Origin of the sequence: Methanocella paludicola SANAE, assembly GCF_000011005.1 — an archaeon.
GTDB lineage: Archaea > Halobacteriota > Methanocellia > Methanocellales > Methanocellaceae > Methanocella > Methanocella paludicola.
Map to the genome: position 1 here is coordinate 1,148,890 of NC_013665.1, position 12,997 is coordinate 1,161,886.

General features: G+C 53.6%; 17 protein-coding genes. 8 read left to right on the forward strand and 9 right to left on the reverse strand.

The genetic code is table 11. The features are described 5' to 3' along the window. The first annotated feature begins 7 nt into the window (after nucleotides 1–7). The gene (locus MCP_RS05900; RefSeq protein WP_012899914.1) at nucleotides 8–439 is read left to right on the forward strand and encodes a DUF3795 domain-containing protein; all 432 of its coding nucleotides are present in this window, start codon (nucleotides 8–10) and stop codon (nucleotides 437–439) included. Here the strand turns inward: MCP_RS05900 and MCP_RS05905 are convergent. The 6 genes from MCP_RS05905 to MCP_RS05925 form a co-directional block, all read right to left on the reverse strand. After that, nucleotides 429–1,550: a TIGR04084 family radical SAM/SPASM domain-containing protein gene (locus MCP_RS05905; RefSeq protein ID WP_012899915.1), complete on the reverse strand. Its 1,122-nt coding sequence runs from the start codon at nucleotides 1,548–1,550 to the stop codon at nucleotides 429–431. The two genes, MCP_RS05900 and MCP_RS05905, sit on opposite strands and share 11 nt — an antisense overlap. Before the next feature lie 70 nt (nucleotides 1,551–1,620). After that, nucleotides 1,621–2,019, reverse strand: a complete 399-nt coding sequence (locus MCP_RS05910; protein WP_012899916.1) for a hypothetical protein — start codon at nucleotides 2,017–2,019, stop codon at nucleotides 1,621–1,623. A gap of 80 nt (nucleotides 2,020–2,099) precedes the next feature. Continuing rightward, entirely contained in the window at nucleotides 2,100–2,921 is an 822-nt protein-coding gene (locus tag MCP_RS05915; protein ID WP_012899917.1) for a hypothetical protein, read from the reverse strand. A gap of 32 nt (nucleotides 2,922–2,953) precedes the next feature. Then, complete coding sequence (locus tag MCP_RS05920; protein WP_128859960.1) at nucleotides 2,954–3,487, reverse strand: hypothetical protein; 534 nt, start codon at nucleotides 3,485–3,487, stop codon at nucleotides 2,954–2,956. A 9-nt stretch (nucleotides 3,488–3,496) separates the two neighbouring features. Next, entirely contained in the window at nucleotides 3,497–3,628 is a 132-nt protein-coding gene (locus MCP_RS16155; RefSeq protein ID WP_269446006.1) for a hypothetical protein, read from the reverse strand. 2 nt (nucleotides 3,629–3,630) lie between these two features. Further along, on the reverse strand, nucleotides 3,631–4,815 hold the full coding sequence (locus MCP_RS05925; protein ID WP_012899919.1) for a geranylgeranyl reductase family protein: 1,185 nt from the start codon (nucleotides 4,813–4,815) through the stop codon (nucleotides 3,631–3,633). A 554-nt stretch (nucleotides 4,816–5,369) separates the two neighbouring features. Between MCP_RS05925 and pth2 the strand changes: the two genes are divergently transcribed. From pth2 to MCP_RS05945, 4 genes are all read left to right on the forward strand, one after another. Then, nucleotides 5,370–5,717, forward strand: coding sequence for a peptidyl-tRNA hydrolase Pth2 (pth2, locus tag MCP_RS05930; protein ID WP_012899920.1), 348 nt, complete (start codon nucleotides 5,370–5,372; stop codon nucleotides 5,715–5,717). A gap of 9 nt (nucleotides 5,718–5,726) precedes the next feature. Next, the gene (locus tag MCP_RS05935) at nucleotides 5,727–6,191 is read left to right on the forward strand and encodes a hypothetical protein (protein ID WP_012899921.1); all 465 of its coding nucleotides are present in this window, start codon (nucleotides 5,727–5,729) and stop codon (nucleotides 6,189–6,191) included. A 2-nt stretch (nucleotides 6,192–6,193) separates the two neighbouring features. Continuing rightward, complete coding sequence (gene truD, locus MCP_RS05940) at nucleotides 6,194–7,498, forward strand: tRNA pseudouridine(13) synthase TruD (protein WP_012899922.1); 1,305 nt, start codon at nucleotides 6,194–6,196, stop codon at nucleotides 7,496–7,498. A gap of 117 nt (nucleotides 7,499–7,615) precedes the next feature. Beyond that, nucleotides 7,616–7,924 (forward strand): MTH865 family protein, encoded by a 309-nt coding sequence (locus MCP_RS05945; protein WP_012899923.1) that lies wholly within the window; start codon nucleotides 7,616–7,618, stop codon nucleotides 7,922–7,924. A 262-nt stretch (nucleotides 7,925–8,186) separates the two neighbouring features. On the opposite strand, the gene MCP_RS05950 is transcribed toward MCP_RS05945, so the two are convergent. Next, the gene (locus tag MCP_RS05950) at nucleotides 8,187–8,765 is read right to left on the reverse strand and encodes a hypothetical protein (RefSeq protein WP_012899924.1); all 579 of its coding nucleotides are present in this window, start codon (nucleotides 8,763–8,765) and stop codon (nucleotides 8,187–8,189) included. 260 nt (nucleotides 8,766–9,025) lie between these two features. On the opposite strand from MCP_RS05950, the gene MCP_RS05955 reads away from it, so the two are divergent. Both MCP_RS05955 and MCP_RS05960 read left to right on the forward strand, forming a co-directional pair. Beyond that, the gene (locus MCP_RS05955; RefSeq protein ID WP_128859961.1) at nucleotides 9,026–10,024 is read left to right on the forward strand and encodes a DRTGG domain-containing protein; all 999 of its coding nucleotides are present in this window, start codon (nucleotides 9,026–9,028) and stop codon (nucleotides 10,022–10,024) included. Between the two features lie 512 nt (nucleotides 10,025–10,536). After that, complete coding sequence (locus MCP_RS05960) at nucleotides 10,537–11,010, forward strand: hypothetical protein (RefSeq protein WP_012899926.1); 474 nt, start codon at nucleotides 10,537–10,539, stop codon at nucleotides 11,008–11,010. A gap of 36 nt (nucleotides 11,011–11,046) precedes the next feature. Here the strand turns inward: MCP_RS05960 and MCP_RS05965 are convergent, their stop codons facing one another. Further along, complete coding sequence (locus tag MCP_RS05965; RefSeq protein ID WP_012899927.1) at nucleotides 11,047–11,805, reverse strand: DUF2797 domain-containing protein; 759 nt, start codon at nucleotides 11,803–11,805, stop codon at nucleotides 11,047–11,049. 87 nt (nucleotides 11,806–11,892) lie between these two features. Here MCP_RS05965 and MCP_RS05970 point away from each other — a divergent pair, with 87 nt between their 5' ends. Further along, complete coding sequence (locus MCP_RS05970; protein ID WP_012899928.1) at nucleotides 11,893–12,492, forward strand: pyruvate kinase alpha/beta domain-containing protein; 600 nt, start codon at nucleotides 11,893–11,895, stop codon at nucleotides 12,490–12,492. Here MCP_RS05970 and MCP_RS05975 read toward each other — a convergent pair. Next, nucleotides 12,486–12,971 carry an ASCH domain-containing protein gene (locus tag MCP_RS05975; protein WP_158301449.1) on the reverse strand — a complete coding sequence of 162 codons (486 nt, stop codon included), beginning with the start codon at nucleotides 12,969–12,971 and terminating at the stop codon, nucleotides 12,486–12,488. The genes MCP_RS05970 and MCP_RS05975 overlap by 7 nt on opposite strands. Nucleotides 12,972–12,997: the final 26 nt, after the last annotated feature.

The following is a 12,997-nucleotide window of genomic DNA, read 5'->3' on the forward strand; positions in this document are numbered from 1 at the left end:
TCGGCCCATGTCAAGGAAACGATGTGACGAATTTTCAATAAAATACAACATGGCGGCCCCCTGCGGCATGTATTGCGGCTACTGCCGGCAATATCTACAGCGCGAGATGGGCATAAAGAAGGGCTGCGAAGGGTGCCGGGTGCGAAATAAGAACTGCGTGTTCATCCGGAAGGATTGCCCCTACCTGAATAAAGGCGTCTACCAGTTCTGCTATGAGTGCAAAGAGTTCCCGTGCGTCGACCTCAAGGCCATCGACAGCCTGTATCAAAAGAGATATCATACGAGCTTTATCGAGGACCTGAAAAGGATGAAGGAGGTAGGTGTCGATGCCTGGCTCGAAGAAAAATACGTAGCATCAAAGTGCCCGGCCTGCGGCGGGCGCCTGTGCATCCACGATGCAAAGTGCTACGACTGCGGTGCGCCGCTTATCAAGGAATGATCTCACAGCTGTTAAACTTCGTGTGTTCGAAGTCCTGCAAGCTTATCTTTCCTTCTTTTATGAGTTGCCTGATCTCTGGTAGGGCACTCTGGAGTCCGCTTACAAGGTTCCTGATGGTGCCGCAAACTTCAGCAAATCCCTCGTCGCCCCACTTCACGGTCACGTTAGCATAGAGGCACCGGCCTCCGCAGATATCGAGGATATCGCAGCCCTTGCAGGGGCCGGCGATGAGCGTCTGCTTGAGCTTTAACGGGTCGCCAGTAAGGATGTCGCCGGCATAATACGATTTCATTCCGGACATTACGGGGCAGGGGGATATTTTTCCGTCCGTCTGGATGTTGAATTCCGCCCACCCGGCGCCGCAGCGGAGGAGCGTCTTTTCGTCAAGCAGCATCGAGCGCATGACGGACATGAACGGGTACATCCTTAGGACTTTGCCCTCTTCCCTCATTACCCGGACCCATTCTTTTATGAGCCGGTTGATGCCAGGATTGTAACTGTCCCTGGCCCACTCCCTGAAGTGGCGGCGCTGGTAGTCGTTCTTCCAGAAAAGGGCGTTGAGCTGCCAGTGGACGCTGTCGAAGCAAAAGTCGGGATTATTTAATAAGAATAAGGCCTGGCTATAGATATCGCAATCCTCGGTGACGGTCATCCGGGCGATGGTCTCGCCTTTGAAGCCATTCTGCCGGATGAGCCGGGCGTTCGCCATTATTTTATTGTAGACGCCTTCGCCCCGGTCATAGTCGGTAAGCTTCTCGTCGCCATCAAGCGATATCGATATAGTGTGAAGGCGGTTCAGGTACTCGGGCTTTACCTTATGGAGCATCGTCCCGTTCGTGTGGAGCATGAAGCGCCGGGCAGGCAGCGAGTCCATGAGCTCGTACATCTTCTTAATATTGAGCAGCGGCTCGCCGCCATAGAAAATAAGGGCGGCTTCAGGGTCTTTTTCAATAAAGGCTCTCAAGGCCGACGACTCGCAGCTCAGGTCACGAGGCAGGAAATAATCGATATCCTCGTGGTCCCCCGACTCATCGAAGTCGTCGCAGCACTCGCCATAGCAGTAGCGGCACTGCAGGTCGCAGGCCGTGGTCAGCGTGATGAAAAAGTTCATGCCTGGTCCGCTCTCTCGAATAACGGTCTCCCTAATTGACGATATAATATTTAGGATTATCTATCGGGGCTCAGGAAATATCTTTGATGATCATACGAAGGTTGACCAGTATCATTAGCAACAGAACGAGGACCATTAGTATGACTGCCCACGTGAATTGCTCTCTCAAGAAAAGCCAGCAGAGAATGCCGATCACCAGCACGACCATCAGGCCCGCGTAATTAAATATTTTAAGCCGCTGCTCGCCTTTCGGGTCCGGCGGCGTGTTCTTCATTCTCTTGCGGGCCTCGATACGATCGATAAGAGGCTGCCGGACATTAGCGTAGGTCACCACGATCAGTAAAAGTAATATTAAATAGACGCCCCAGAGGAACTGTTCCCTCGGCACGTAGACCCAGAAAAGCACGACTATTAAAATGGCGGCCACTGCAGCAACTATGTTAATGATAGTAAGCCTTTTATCGGCCATATCATGCTCTCCTATCCCATATTTGTCTATGCCTTGAATAAATAAGTTGGCATTTTTCGGGCGTGCGGCATCACGATCAATTAAGAAATATCCATGATGGCCTTTGCAAGGTTCACGACGATAGCGGTCTGTAATACAACCGTGAAAATACCTATTTTTATGATCGTGCTCCCAATGTTCAGGGTTAAATACGGGTAAAAGAAATAGGCAACGATCAGGGCTAAAAACGCCAGAGAATTAAATATTCTAAGGCTCTGTTCGATGTTCGTGTTTAAAGGCTTATTATTAATATACTTCAGGAAATTGATCGTTTTCCTGGCACGATCATAGGCTATCACGCCCAGGAACAACAGAGTAATACCGATAAAATACCAGGCGAGCTGATACCGTAGGTATATAAATACGGCAATGCCTAATGCAACAAATAACACGGCAGCTATCGTGATATTACTATAATTGATACGGATACTTTTTGATGAATAATATTCGGCAGTATAGGATAGATCGATAAGCCTGGCCAGATATAGGCACGTTAATAAAAACAGGGCCATGATTAACAATAACCCATAAATATGCTGCTCAGGCTCCATATACCATAAGAGCGCGCCGCTCAGGATAGTGATCGCGAGCACGCCAACGTATAGCGAGTTTCTGATAATGCTCAATGGTTTTTTTCCAGTTTCATCGAGTGTTCCATCGGCTTTTTTATAGACTCCTACTTGATCTAAGACCGATTTTCGAATATTCACGAAGAATAAGATAAACATATATGGTATCGGTAAGGCCTCGATCAATACCAGCGGCCAGCTTAGGGCCGGGAGCGAAAAGACGATAATGGCCACGAGTACCAGGGCGATGGAAATAATATTTATTCGCTTAAGCAAAACACGGTCCATCTTCATCGCCTTCTCCCTTATATTGGGATAGCGGTTATTTATAATCCCCTGTCTTTTAGCCGTCCGGCGATATTCTCGTTGATGCGCTTCTCCGCCCAGCTAACATAATGGCAGGGCCCCCTGTTATACCTGGCCACCGCCTCGCGGCATACCTCGAATATCATCGCCTGCCCCTCTTCCCGTGAATACACACTCCTTAATCCGCCGATATCGAGCGCCCACCCGATATAGGAGTTGTCCCCCGCCTTCCAGAAGTCGGCCACTAGCGCCGGGCTGCGGGCGAATAAAAACAGATCGCACTGGCGTTCGCCTTTTGGCAGCGTCTTCCCGTTAAAATGCGCCTCGTCCTGCAGGAAGTGGGTGATCTCGTGGCCGATGACGTAGTTGCTGCTGATTTTTGTAAGGCGTACCGTGCCCGTGCCCCCGTCGTAGTAGGCACTACGGGACGCCCGGCCGAACTTGATATTTATAACTTCAGGGAAAAACCACAGCGTATACTCGATACGATCCTTAAGCGCCGGAGCCTTTACGAACAGCTCCTGCAGGTCCTTCGTATAATGAGCGTTTACCATGGCCGTCACCTACTTCTTTTGTATCCTCCGCAAATTCACGGCCATCTTCAGGAACAAGTACGTAAAGAATGTAAAAATAGCAAGCAATACTACGATCAGGAAGATAACGAGAAAAACAATGAACAGAGGGTCATAGGCCATAACTAGAAGAACACCCTGGAGAAAAGCTTCACGAAACGCCACACGCGCTCCTTGGTCGACAGCTTAAAGAACTGTCTGGCCAGCAAGGACGGGCGGTCGATATCGCCATACTGCGTTATCATGTCCAGGATCTCGGGGTCGTCCAGCGCCGTCACGGCCTCGTTAAAGTCCTCGTCCGTCATGCGGCCGAAAATTTTCCTGAACTCCAGCCCGAACGCCAGCTCCCGGCCGAACTCGCCGCGCCAGCGGCGCTCATACTCTTTAAGCCTCGCCGAGCAAACATTATCCTCGATGGCTGCTTTAGCGGCCACCTCGCCGGCGATCTTGGCGCACCTCGTGCCCATGTAGATGCCGCCGTACGATACCGGCTTTACCTGGCCGGCAGCGTCGCCGACGATAAGCACTCCATCGGTCACCGTGCTCTTCAGCGTGCCTACGGGTATGCCCCCCATAATTAGATCAACAGTCCCCCGGGCCTTCTTTGAGACGATCTCGTGCTCCTTCAGCAGCCGGTCAAGATACATGTGCGCGTCACTGTCGGCGTTCAGGCCGATCCGGCAGCAATCGCCGGATGTGGGCACCGCCCAGGCGAAAAATTTTGGCACGTACCTCTGGCCCAGAAATACCTCCACGAACTCGTCGTCCCGGGGCTCGTAGCTCGCCTCCACCTGGATGCCCGCACAAACGTGCGGTATGCGGCCAAGGCCGGCGCTCTTTGCGACCATGCTCTTCACGCCATCGGCCCCGATGACGACCTTCGCCGGTATCTCCGTTCTCTTACCTTCGCTTACCGCTTCGAGCACGACCCCGCCATTGACCTTTTTAACAGAGCGCACGGCCGTATCCACCCATATCTCGGCGCCCGCGGATGCAGCAGCCTTGGCCATCTCCCGGTCCATGATCTTGCGCTCCACGACATAGGTCATGGTGCGCTTACCGTCAATAGGAATAGAATGATAATTGGGCGCATAGACGAAAGCGCCTCGAATACGCTTGTTAATAAAATTGCCCTCGGGCAGCTCGCACTCGTTGAGCGCCTTCACGCTGATGTGGCCTGTGCAGGAGACCGGGGACCCTATCATGGCGTGCTCCTCGATGAGCAGCGTCCTGGCACCGTTCTTCGCCGCATACTTCGCCGCCATCGAGCCCGCAGGGCCCGCGCCAACCACAACAACGTCGAATTCCATATTCGTTCAACCTTAAAGCGTGATACGTTTAGCATTCTCTATAACATTTAAAGTTTATCATTCTTTGGCTGCGCCCTTGTTATAAGCCCGCGAAGAGGAATAAGCCCGCGAAGACTGTTTCGAGCCCAAAGACCGCGAAGCTTGCGCAAAGACCGCGAAGATACATAATAAGATTAAGCTTTTCTCCATATTTTGGATATGCTGGCACAGCCCTTTGGTTTCTCACCACGGAGACACCATGGCACTAAGGTTCACGGAGATTTTTTTTAAATGCAAGGACACCAGGGACACGGAGGGAACAATGACACGGTGACAAAAAGTGCCGTATAAATGAAAGTTAATATTTTATTCTTTACGATCGCCTTCGCGGTCTTCGCGCAAGCTTCGCGGTCTTTGGGCTCGAAACAGTCTTCGCGGACTTGCACCTCTTCGCGGGCTTCGATAGCTACAGCGAACAATTAGAAATATTCAACTCAACAGCTTTTTAGCATGCCGGGACAAAATGGATATAGGAAGCCATAAATTAATAGCTCTCATATAATACGGTAATCAGAATGACCGAATACAAGCAGTGCATACTCGTCAGGGACGACTTGAAGCTCCCGAAAGGCAAAATGGCAGTACAGGTGGCCCACGCGTCACTCGCGGCGTACGAGTGGGCGAAGCCATCGGTACAGGAAGCATGGAAAAGGGAAGGCATGAAAAAGATCGTCCTCAAGGTCGATAAGGTAGAAGACCTCTTCAGGTACAAGGAGGAGGCCAGGAAAATGGACATACCGACGGCGCTCATCCAGGACGCCGGGCTCACGACCGTGCCTCCCGGCACGATAACGGCGCTGGGAATGGGGCCGGCCGATGCCATCATACTGAACAAGATCGTCGGCCATTTAAAATTAATGTAAGGGATCGAAATGATCGTAGGATTTGCCATCAACAAGGTCGAGTCTGCCAGGCACGTTCCCCTGGAAGAGCTCTCGAAATACCGGAACATCAACGTAAATTACGACATCAACCTCCGGAACCTGTCAGCGGTCAAGGTCCCTATGGCGCCCGAGAAGGTGCTGCGCATCGAGTACGGCGTCACCATCAACTACATCAACCCGTCCATCGGCTTCATCCGGTTCGAAGGCTACAGCGACTATGCGGGCGCTAACGCGGAAATAACGCTGAAGGAATGGGAGCAGGGAAAGCCGGACATCGCCATCCAGAACGAGGTATCGAACAACATGATGGCCCGCATCATACCCCTGGCCATGCTGCTTGCCCAGAACCTCTGTTTGCCCCCGGCCGCCCCGATGCCCGTGATCAATTTCCAGAAGCCGGGCGCAGCGGGACAAACGGGCGAAAAGGATAAGTTCGACGCATATCACGCTTAATTATGGTCCGCCCTACGCATTTTGAGCTTGAGCGGCTGATGGGCATCGATGCCTACCTTACGGATGAGGACGGCGTAGGCGGCGACCTGCGCGTCGAGCCCGGCGACTTTCGCGTTAAGGAAGTCTCTGACTTCAAGTACGGCACGTCCGGCGATTTTTTGATCGTGAGGCTCACCAAGGAGAACTGGGAGACTCACCACCTTATCCGGGACCTTTCCCGGCAGCTTGGCATCAGCGAGGAGCGCATCGGCATCGCCGGCACCAAGGATAAGCGTGCCGTTACTACGCAGCTTATGAGCATCCGGGGCGCCTCCGAAGAGCAGCTTTCCCGTATCGATCTGCCTCGAGTGAGGCTGGAGCCCCTCGGGCGCGCTAACAAGGATATCGGGCTTGGAGACCTCCGCGGCAACGACTTCGACATCACGGTCCGGAACATCTCTCTGCCGCTAGCCGAATGCGAGGCCCGCCTCAGGGCCATCGACGCAAACATGGCAAAGGCAGGCGGCATACCCAACTTCTTCGGGTATCAGCGCTTCGGCATCGTCCGTCCCATCACGCATCTCGTAGGTAAGAAGCTGCTCACAGGAGATGTCGAAGGGGCCGCCATGGACTATATCGCCCGGTCGTTCCCGGGCGAGTCCGAAGAAAATAAAAAAGTACGGAACATGGTCATGGGCACGCGAGACTTCAAGGAGGGCATACGCCTCTATCCTCTGAACCTGCGCTACGAGCGCACCATGATGCACCATCTTATCGAGCGTCCCGGCGACTATGCAGGCGCATTCCGCTCATTGTCCCCCAAACTCCTGAAGCTCTTCATCCACGCGTACCAGTCATATCTCTTCAATAAATTACTGAGCCGGCGCCTTCTGGACGGGCTACCGCTCAACGAGCCGCTCGAAGGCGATGTCGTGTGTTTCACGGATGCGCAGGGCCAGCCCGATACGTCGAAACTCGAGACGGTAACGAAGAGGAACCTGCCCGACATCAAATTTTTAATAAAGCGGGACCGGGCCTACGTGACGCTACCGCTCATCGGCAGCGACTCAGGGCTTGATGCCGGCAGGGCAGGAGAGGAGGAGCGCAGGGTACTCGACGAGGAAGGCATTAAGGCCGGGGATTTCACGGTCGCCGCCATGCCGGACCTGGCGTCGGCGGGACTACGAAGGCAAATACTGCTGAACGCCAGGCCTTCGATAAATACCGGCGATGGTAACGCCACCTTCAAATTTTTCCTGCCGCGGGGATGCTATGCCACGACCGTCCTGCGGGAGTACATGAAAGCAAGCCCCGAACAGATGGATTAAATCAGCGGCTCATGCCATATATCCCCGAAACACACTTTTTATAATCGCTCGGGCCATAGAAAACGGCAAAATATTATAATTTTGCATAAATACAATAATTTATAACGTGGTGATGATATGACCGAGAAGAGTACAACGATGCTGGGCGAGGAGCCGTCGCCCCAGGATATCGAGGCGCTGGATAAGCTTAAGGTGGATATCGTCGAGCAGCTTCGAGCGGCCGACGTGAAGTTCCCGATCAAGACCAAGGCGGACCTGGCGAACATATACCCGAAGGGGACGCGAAAGTCCTGTATGTATAAGGGCCAGGAAGTTTCGCTCCACGACATGATCAATAATATCGATGACCGCGCGTTCCCGCTTGAGAACGCCGGCGATACGGCCATTGCGCTGGTATCCAGTTGTCAGATGAACGTAGTGAAATAAGCTTGTTTTCCGTGATCGGCCCCCTCCCGACGGCAGGGGGCTAATCTATCTAATATAGCTTCGCTTAGAATATTAAACGGTCCTTTTAAATTATCTTAGAGACACTTCAGGCATGCTTCGAGTCACTTCGTAGCTGAAAAAGTCTTTGAGCATTCTTATTATGCTTAGCGTAGCTTAATTGGTCGTTTTTCGGTGCGGCCCGCCCGGGCAGTCAAGGTGTAGTTATCGATACGGGCGGGCCGCACGCCATTTATCGGATCGTTTAAATGCCTTTACCCATTCCTGCACCCATGCCCTTGCCCAGGCCTGTATTCATGGGCATGTTCGGCGCTGCCTTTGCCAGGCCGCCCGGGGCGTTAGCGCCCATCGGCAGGGAGCTTAAGGGCATCGAGTAGACCTGCGGCACCATGCTGGTCACCGGCTGATATGCCGTGCCCGGCACCTGGACGGGCACCTGCTCGGTCACACATGTGGTCGTAAATGTCGTTATGGGCACCTGCTCGGGCACCGTAACAGCACGGGGAACGGTGACCGACGACGGGACCATGACTACCTGTGGCACCTGTATCGGGACCTGCTCGGGCACGCACACCTGCCTGGGGACCGTGATGCTCGACTGGACCGGGACCTGGACCGGGACCTGGACCGGCTGCATGACGGTGTTACACGTCGGGACCGGCACCATCTGGGTTACCGGGACATTACAGCTGACAGTCGCGACGCAGTCCTGCGGTGCGCCATACACTGCCCCGCCGCAGGCCCCGAACTGGGCCATTGCGGGAGTGGCGGCCGCGAGGATCATGATCGCTGCCAGAGCCGCTAACAAGATTTTTCCATTCATACTATAAACCACGCCTCCTTAACACGGAACTGTTGATGGACTAAAAATAAAACCATTAGGCCCAAAAAACGCCAAAAATCAGCAGTTCAGGTGCTATTTAAGAAAATAGGGGCTAAATACGTATTATTAATTGTTTTTGGGCTCATAATGGTCTTTAAATATGCAGTGAATTCGATACCTGTCCCTGTTATCACTCATAGCCGTATTATGGCTAGCCGCGAGGTAAAGTTAATATGCGACGCTCGCCAATCATTAAGCTTGTGAAGTCGATATTCGTAAGCTCCATAACGTCCCGGAGCGGCAAGACCGTCATTACTCTCGGGCTGGCACTCAACTCTAAAGTATTCACCGGGTTCTTCAAGCCGTTCCAGGAAAAGATGATCACGGTCAACGGCCACCTGGTGGAGGAAGACGCTTACCTGATGCAGTCGGTCATCGATTTCGAGGCGAGCCCGGCCGAGCTCTGCCCGTTCCCCCGGGAGTCCATACCATCGCTCACCATGGACCAGGTCATGGAGGCTTACGATCGCGTGAGCAAGAACAAGGAGCTTATGATCGTCGAAGGTGTCGAGCTTATCACCGCCGGGTTCTTGTACGGCCTGTCGGGCTTCGACATCGTCGAGCGCCTGAAATCCGATATCATCCTGTTATCCAACGCGGACCCCGAGTCCCTGGACCGGCTGGCGATGATGAAACATTATATGGATTATCGCGGCATCCCTCTCAAAGGCGTGATATTGAATTTTTGTGATGACGTGGGGATCGAGAACTTCCTGAAGAGCAAAGGCATCCCCGTGCTGGGCTCCATGCCGTATACGCCTTCGCTGAGGACTCTCCATGTATACGAGATCGTGGAGGAGCTCAACGGCCTCGTGCTGGCGGGCAACGAGAACCTGAATGGCCTGGTGGAGAAGACCATTATCGGCGCTATGAGCCGGGACTCGGCGCTTCGGTACTTCGAGCGTGTCCCCAATAAGGCCGTGATCACGGGCGGCGACCGCAACGACGTGTCGCTCGCTGCCCTGGACACCTCTATGGCCTGCCTGATCCTGACGGGCGGCCTGCTGCCGTCGCAGGAGGTCGTCGACCGGGCGCGGTCGCTTGGCGTGCCGCTCATCTCCGTAAGGGAAGACACTCTCGCCGCATCCGAGGCCATCGATAAGCTGATCGCCCGCATCGATCCCAACGACGAGAAAAAGATCAAGCTCATCAAGGATGAGGTCGCCAGGAACATTGACGTCGGGCGTATTTTACATTGAGGGGCTCGTTCACAACTTTTTGTGAACGCGTATTTGTGAATTCATTTGAAAAATAACTATAAATTTGTCTGTTATTGGATTTTCCGGCCTTTCAGCAACTCAGACACAAACCATTAAATACCAAAAAATATGTACATATTAGGTGTATAACTGTCGTAACGTGTATTCAAGTCATATAGAACCGTAAAAAACCTCTGATTTTCCAAAAGTCTTATATACTAAGAAGTCCTAGTAGATTATGTCGTTAGGCGGCAAAGGCTCGCAGCCCAAATCCGGGCTGCAATGCTACGATTTCACCTATACATGGGGATGGATAGGATTCGTGCAGCGGACGACTAAAGATCATCTCAAAACGGCAATGTAGGGATTGGATTGGGTTAAATAAAAACGCAAAACGTAAAAACGCATTAACAATAAGGCAGTCGGGCGGCGTGCAGTAAACGGCATTGGGGTGGATTGGACCGCTTGACTGCCTTTTTGTTTTTCCGGGCACCTGCCCGGAAGAAATGGGGATGAAGCCGATGGAAATAAAAGTGAACGTGGACGAGAAAAGCGGCAAGATCACCCAGTTGACCGTTTCTGCGGACGGCGTCGACATGGCCGCCATCCAGAAGGCCCTGAGCTCGATCTCGAAGAATCTTTCACAGCCCGAGGCGCCTGTGAGCGAGCCCCAGGCTATGGAGAGTAAATTAGCGGAACTGATGGCCGATAAGCATAAGTATACGCTCAAAGAGCGGCTCAGGATGTTCCTCAAGTACGAGTTCCAGAGCGAGTGGTTCACGACCGTGCATGTGAAGGAGAAGTACGATGCCATGTACGGCGAGGAGATCAAGATCAGTACCGTGTCGACTTACCTGACGAGGCTCTTTAACGAGGGCTATCTCGAGCGGCGCGGTAACCGTGTCGAGCGTGAATACCACGTCATCGCTGTGAACATAGAAGAAAAAGCCGTGGAAAGGGCTGTGCAGCGGCCTGCCCGGACTTAATTCACTTTTTGTTCACTGTTCACATTGTTTTGTGAATCACTGTTTTGTGAATTCGAGTAGTGATGTTTGTAAATTTACCGGGCCTTTTCCTTGTTCTACGTCATACCCGATCAGGCCATCCATGTTTATAACGTATAGCGTGCTGCCCTTCTCGATGACCAGTGCCTGCCCTTTCACGCCCAGTACCCGCCCCGATATAGCCCCATTTTCGTGCGGCTCCAGCACGATGGGCTTCATCCAGGGCTTCTCCCTGAAGTAGTCGAATCGCATGACCCGCCCGGCGTCGTATCGCGAGTAGACCATCTGTAGCGTTTCACTGTTCACGGGCTGTGAAAGCCCATCGATCTTATTCTCGAACGTCACGCGGTCCGGGTACGTTGCGGCGAGCTCTTGCTCCCGCTTCCGGGCCAGCTCGCCATCGGGGAAGCGTGCTATCTCTAATCCCACGTCCGCGCCTTGCTCCATTAGCCGCGTTTCGAGGCGCCGCGTCTTCGAGACGCCCACCTTCACGAGGTCTGGCGAAAAGATGGCAAGGTATACGGAATGCTCCATGGTACAGGTCTTCTCCCGCTTCGTGCACTCGCCCCGGCACATGATGCATGGGTCGGGCAGGATGCCGCTGCAGCGCTCGCAGAACGGGGCAGTATCGCTGTCGCAGGGTATGTACCTGTCATCCTCCCAGCGTCCCGCGCAGCCGCGCTTTCGAAGGATCAGGCCGATATCGTCTGCAAGGCTGATGTTGCCCGTGTCCGTTAAAAGAGTCCTGTCTATTGAAGAGTAGCCGATGATCCTCATACGATAGTTGATAATTAGGCCGCCATCATTTAAAATGTTCTTCCATGCCGGTTAATTTTAATTGATCCACAGTCTAATGTTCACATTATGATAACTCGTGAAATTACTTATTTTGATAACGCGGGGCCACAAAACACAGATGACACGATACGGCTGGCAGTGAAGAGGGCGAAGGAGCTGGGCATCAAGTACATCGTCGTGGCCAGCGTCAGCGGCGAAACTGGGGTTAAGACCGCCAGGGCCTTCAAGGGCACGGGTGCGAAGGTAGTAGTCGTAGGGCATCACGTCGGCTTCTCGAAACCCGGCGCCCGGGAACTTGAAGAACGGCATATCAAAGAACTTCAGGAGCTTGGCGCTGTCATCATCGAGCAGACGCACGCCCTGTCGGGCGTAGAGCGGTCTATAAGCCGGCGCCTCGGGGGAGCGTCACGAGTAGAGGCGATCGCCGAAGCGCTGAGGACCGTGGTCAGTGTGGGCACAAAGGTAGCCGTCGAGTGCAGCATCATGGCGGCCGACGGAGGCCAGGTGCCGGTAGACGGCATGACGGAAATTATCGCCATGGGCGGCACATGGCCCGGCGTCGATACGGCCTGTGTCATACTACCGGCGCACGCCAACAACTTCTTCGACCTCCACGTCCTGGAGATCGTCTGCATGCCCCGCAATAAGGCAAAGCCCGCTCACTGAAAAACGACTTCGAACTCTTCGCAGACGACCTGCATGTCGGGGCCGAATTTTCTTCCGATGGACTCGCAATCCAGGGTAAAGACCCGCTCATGGACCTCTCTCCAGCTCCTCAGGCTGCGGTCGTCCTCGCCCTCTTTCCAGGCGAACTCTTCCGGCACATCCCCGAAGGGCATGATCCGGACCGACGTGGTGCGGATAATGCATCTCGCTCTGCCGTCGCCGCCGAGGACAATGCTGAGGTCGCCTTTCTTCGGCAGGGGCTCGCCCTCGAGCTCATACTCGAAGGCCAATCCCGTGGTCGCTCGTTTTCTGCCTTCGATCACCAGGGCCGCCAGCTCGTCGGCGACTTCGGGAGTCCTGCCGAATTGCCAGGCCGTATACGTGGCTGATGATACTCCTGCTGACTTCAAATAATCCTTCCACATCTTTTCTACCGATTCGTCCACCATGCCTATCGCCCGTAGCATTACGCCCTGCATTTTTATAATCCAGGCGGCATATATAC

Excerpts from the sequence above, each read along its gene's own strand:
- MCP_RS05970 (WP_012899928.1), top strand. The coding sequence starts at position 11,893 with ATGATAACTCGTGAAATTACTTATTTTGATAACGCGGGGCCACAAAAC.
- MCP_RS05925 (WP_012899919.1), bottom strand. The coding sequence starts at position 4,815 with ATGGAATTCGACGTTGTTGTGGTTGGCGCGGGCCCTGCGGGCTCGATG.
- MCP_RS05905 (WP_012899915.1), bottom strand. The coding sequence starts at position 1,550 with ATGAACTTTTTCATCACGCTGACCACGGCCTGCGACCTGCAGTGCCGC.
- MCP_RS05920 (WP_128859960.1), bottom strand. The coding sequence starts at position 3,487 with ATGGTAAACGCTCATTATACGAAGGACCTGCAGGAGCTGTTCGTAAAG.
- MCP_RS05945 (WP_012899923.1), top strand. The coding sequence starts at position 7,616 with ATGACCGAGAAGAGTACAACGATGCTGGGCGAGGAGCCGTCGCCCCAG.
- MCP_RS05975 (WP_158301449.1), bottom strand. The coding sequence starts at position 12,971 with ATGCAGGGCGTAATGCTACGGGCGATAGGCATGGTGGACGAATCGGTA.
- truD (WP_012899922.1), top strand. The coding sequence starts at position 6,194 with ATGGTCCGCCCTACGCATTTTGAGCTTGAGCGGCTGATGGGCATCGAT.
- pth2 (WP_012899920.1), top strand. The coding sequence starts at position 5,370 with ATGACCGAATACAAGCAGTGCATACTCGTCAGGGACGACTTGAAGCTC.
- MCP_RS05965 (WP_012899927.1), bottom strand. The coding sequence starts at position 11,805 with ATGAGGATCATCGGCTACTCTTCAATAGACAGGACTCTTTTAACGGAC.
- MCP_RS16155 (WP_269446006.1), bottom strand. The coding sequence starts at position 3,628 with ATGGCCTATGACCCTCTGTTCATTGTTTTTCTCGTTATCTTCCTGATC.
- MCP_RS05915 (WP_012899917.1), bottom strand. The coding sequence starts at position 2,921 with ATGAAGATGGACCGTGTTTTGCTTAAGCGAATAAATATTATTTCCATC.
- MCP_RS05900 (WP_012899914.1), top strand. The coding sequence starts at position 8 with ATGTCAAGGAAACGATGTGACGAATTTTCAATAAAATACAACATGGCG.
- MCP_RS05910 (WP_012899916.1), bottom strand. The coding sequence starts at position 2,019 with ATGGCCGATAAAAGGCTTACTATCATTAACATAGTTGCTGCAGTGGCC.
- MCP_RS05935 (WP_012899921.1), top strand. The coding sequence starts at position 5,727 with ATGATCGTAGGATTTGCCATCAACAAGGTCGAGTCTGCCAGGCACGTT.
- MCP_RS05960 (WP_012899926.1), top strand. The coding sequence starts at position 10,537 with ATGAAGCCGATGGAAATAAAAGTGAACGTGGACGAGAAAAGCGGCAAG.
- MCP_RS05950 (WP_012899924.1), bottom strand. The coding sequence starts at position 8,765 with ATGAATGGAAAAATCTTGTTAGCGGCTCTGGCAGCGATCATGATCCTC.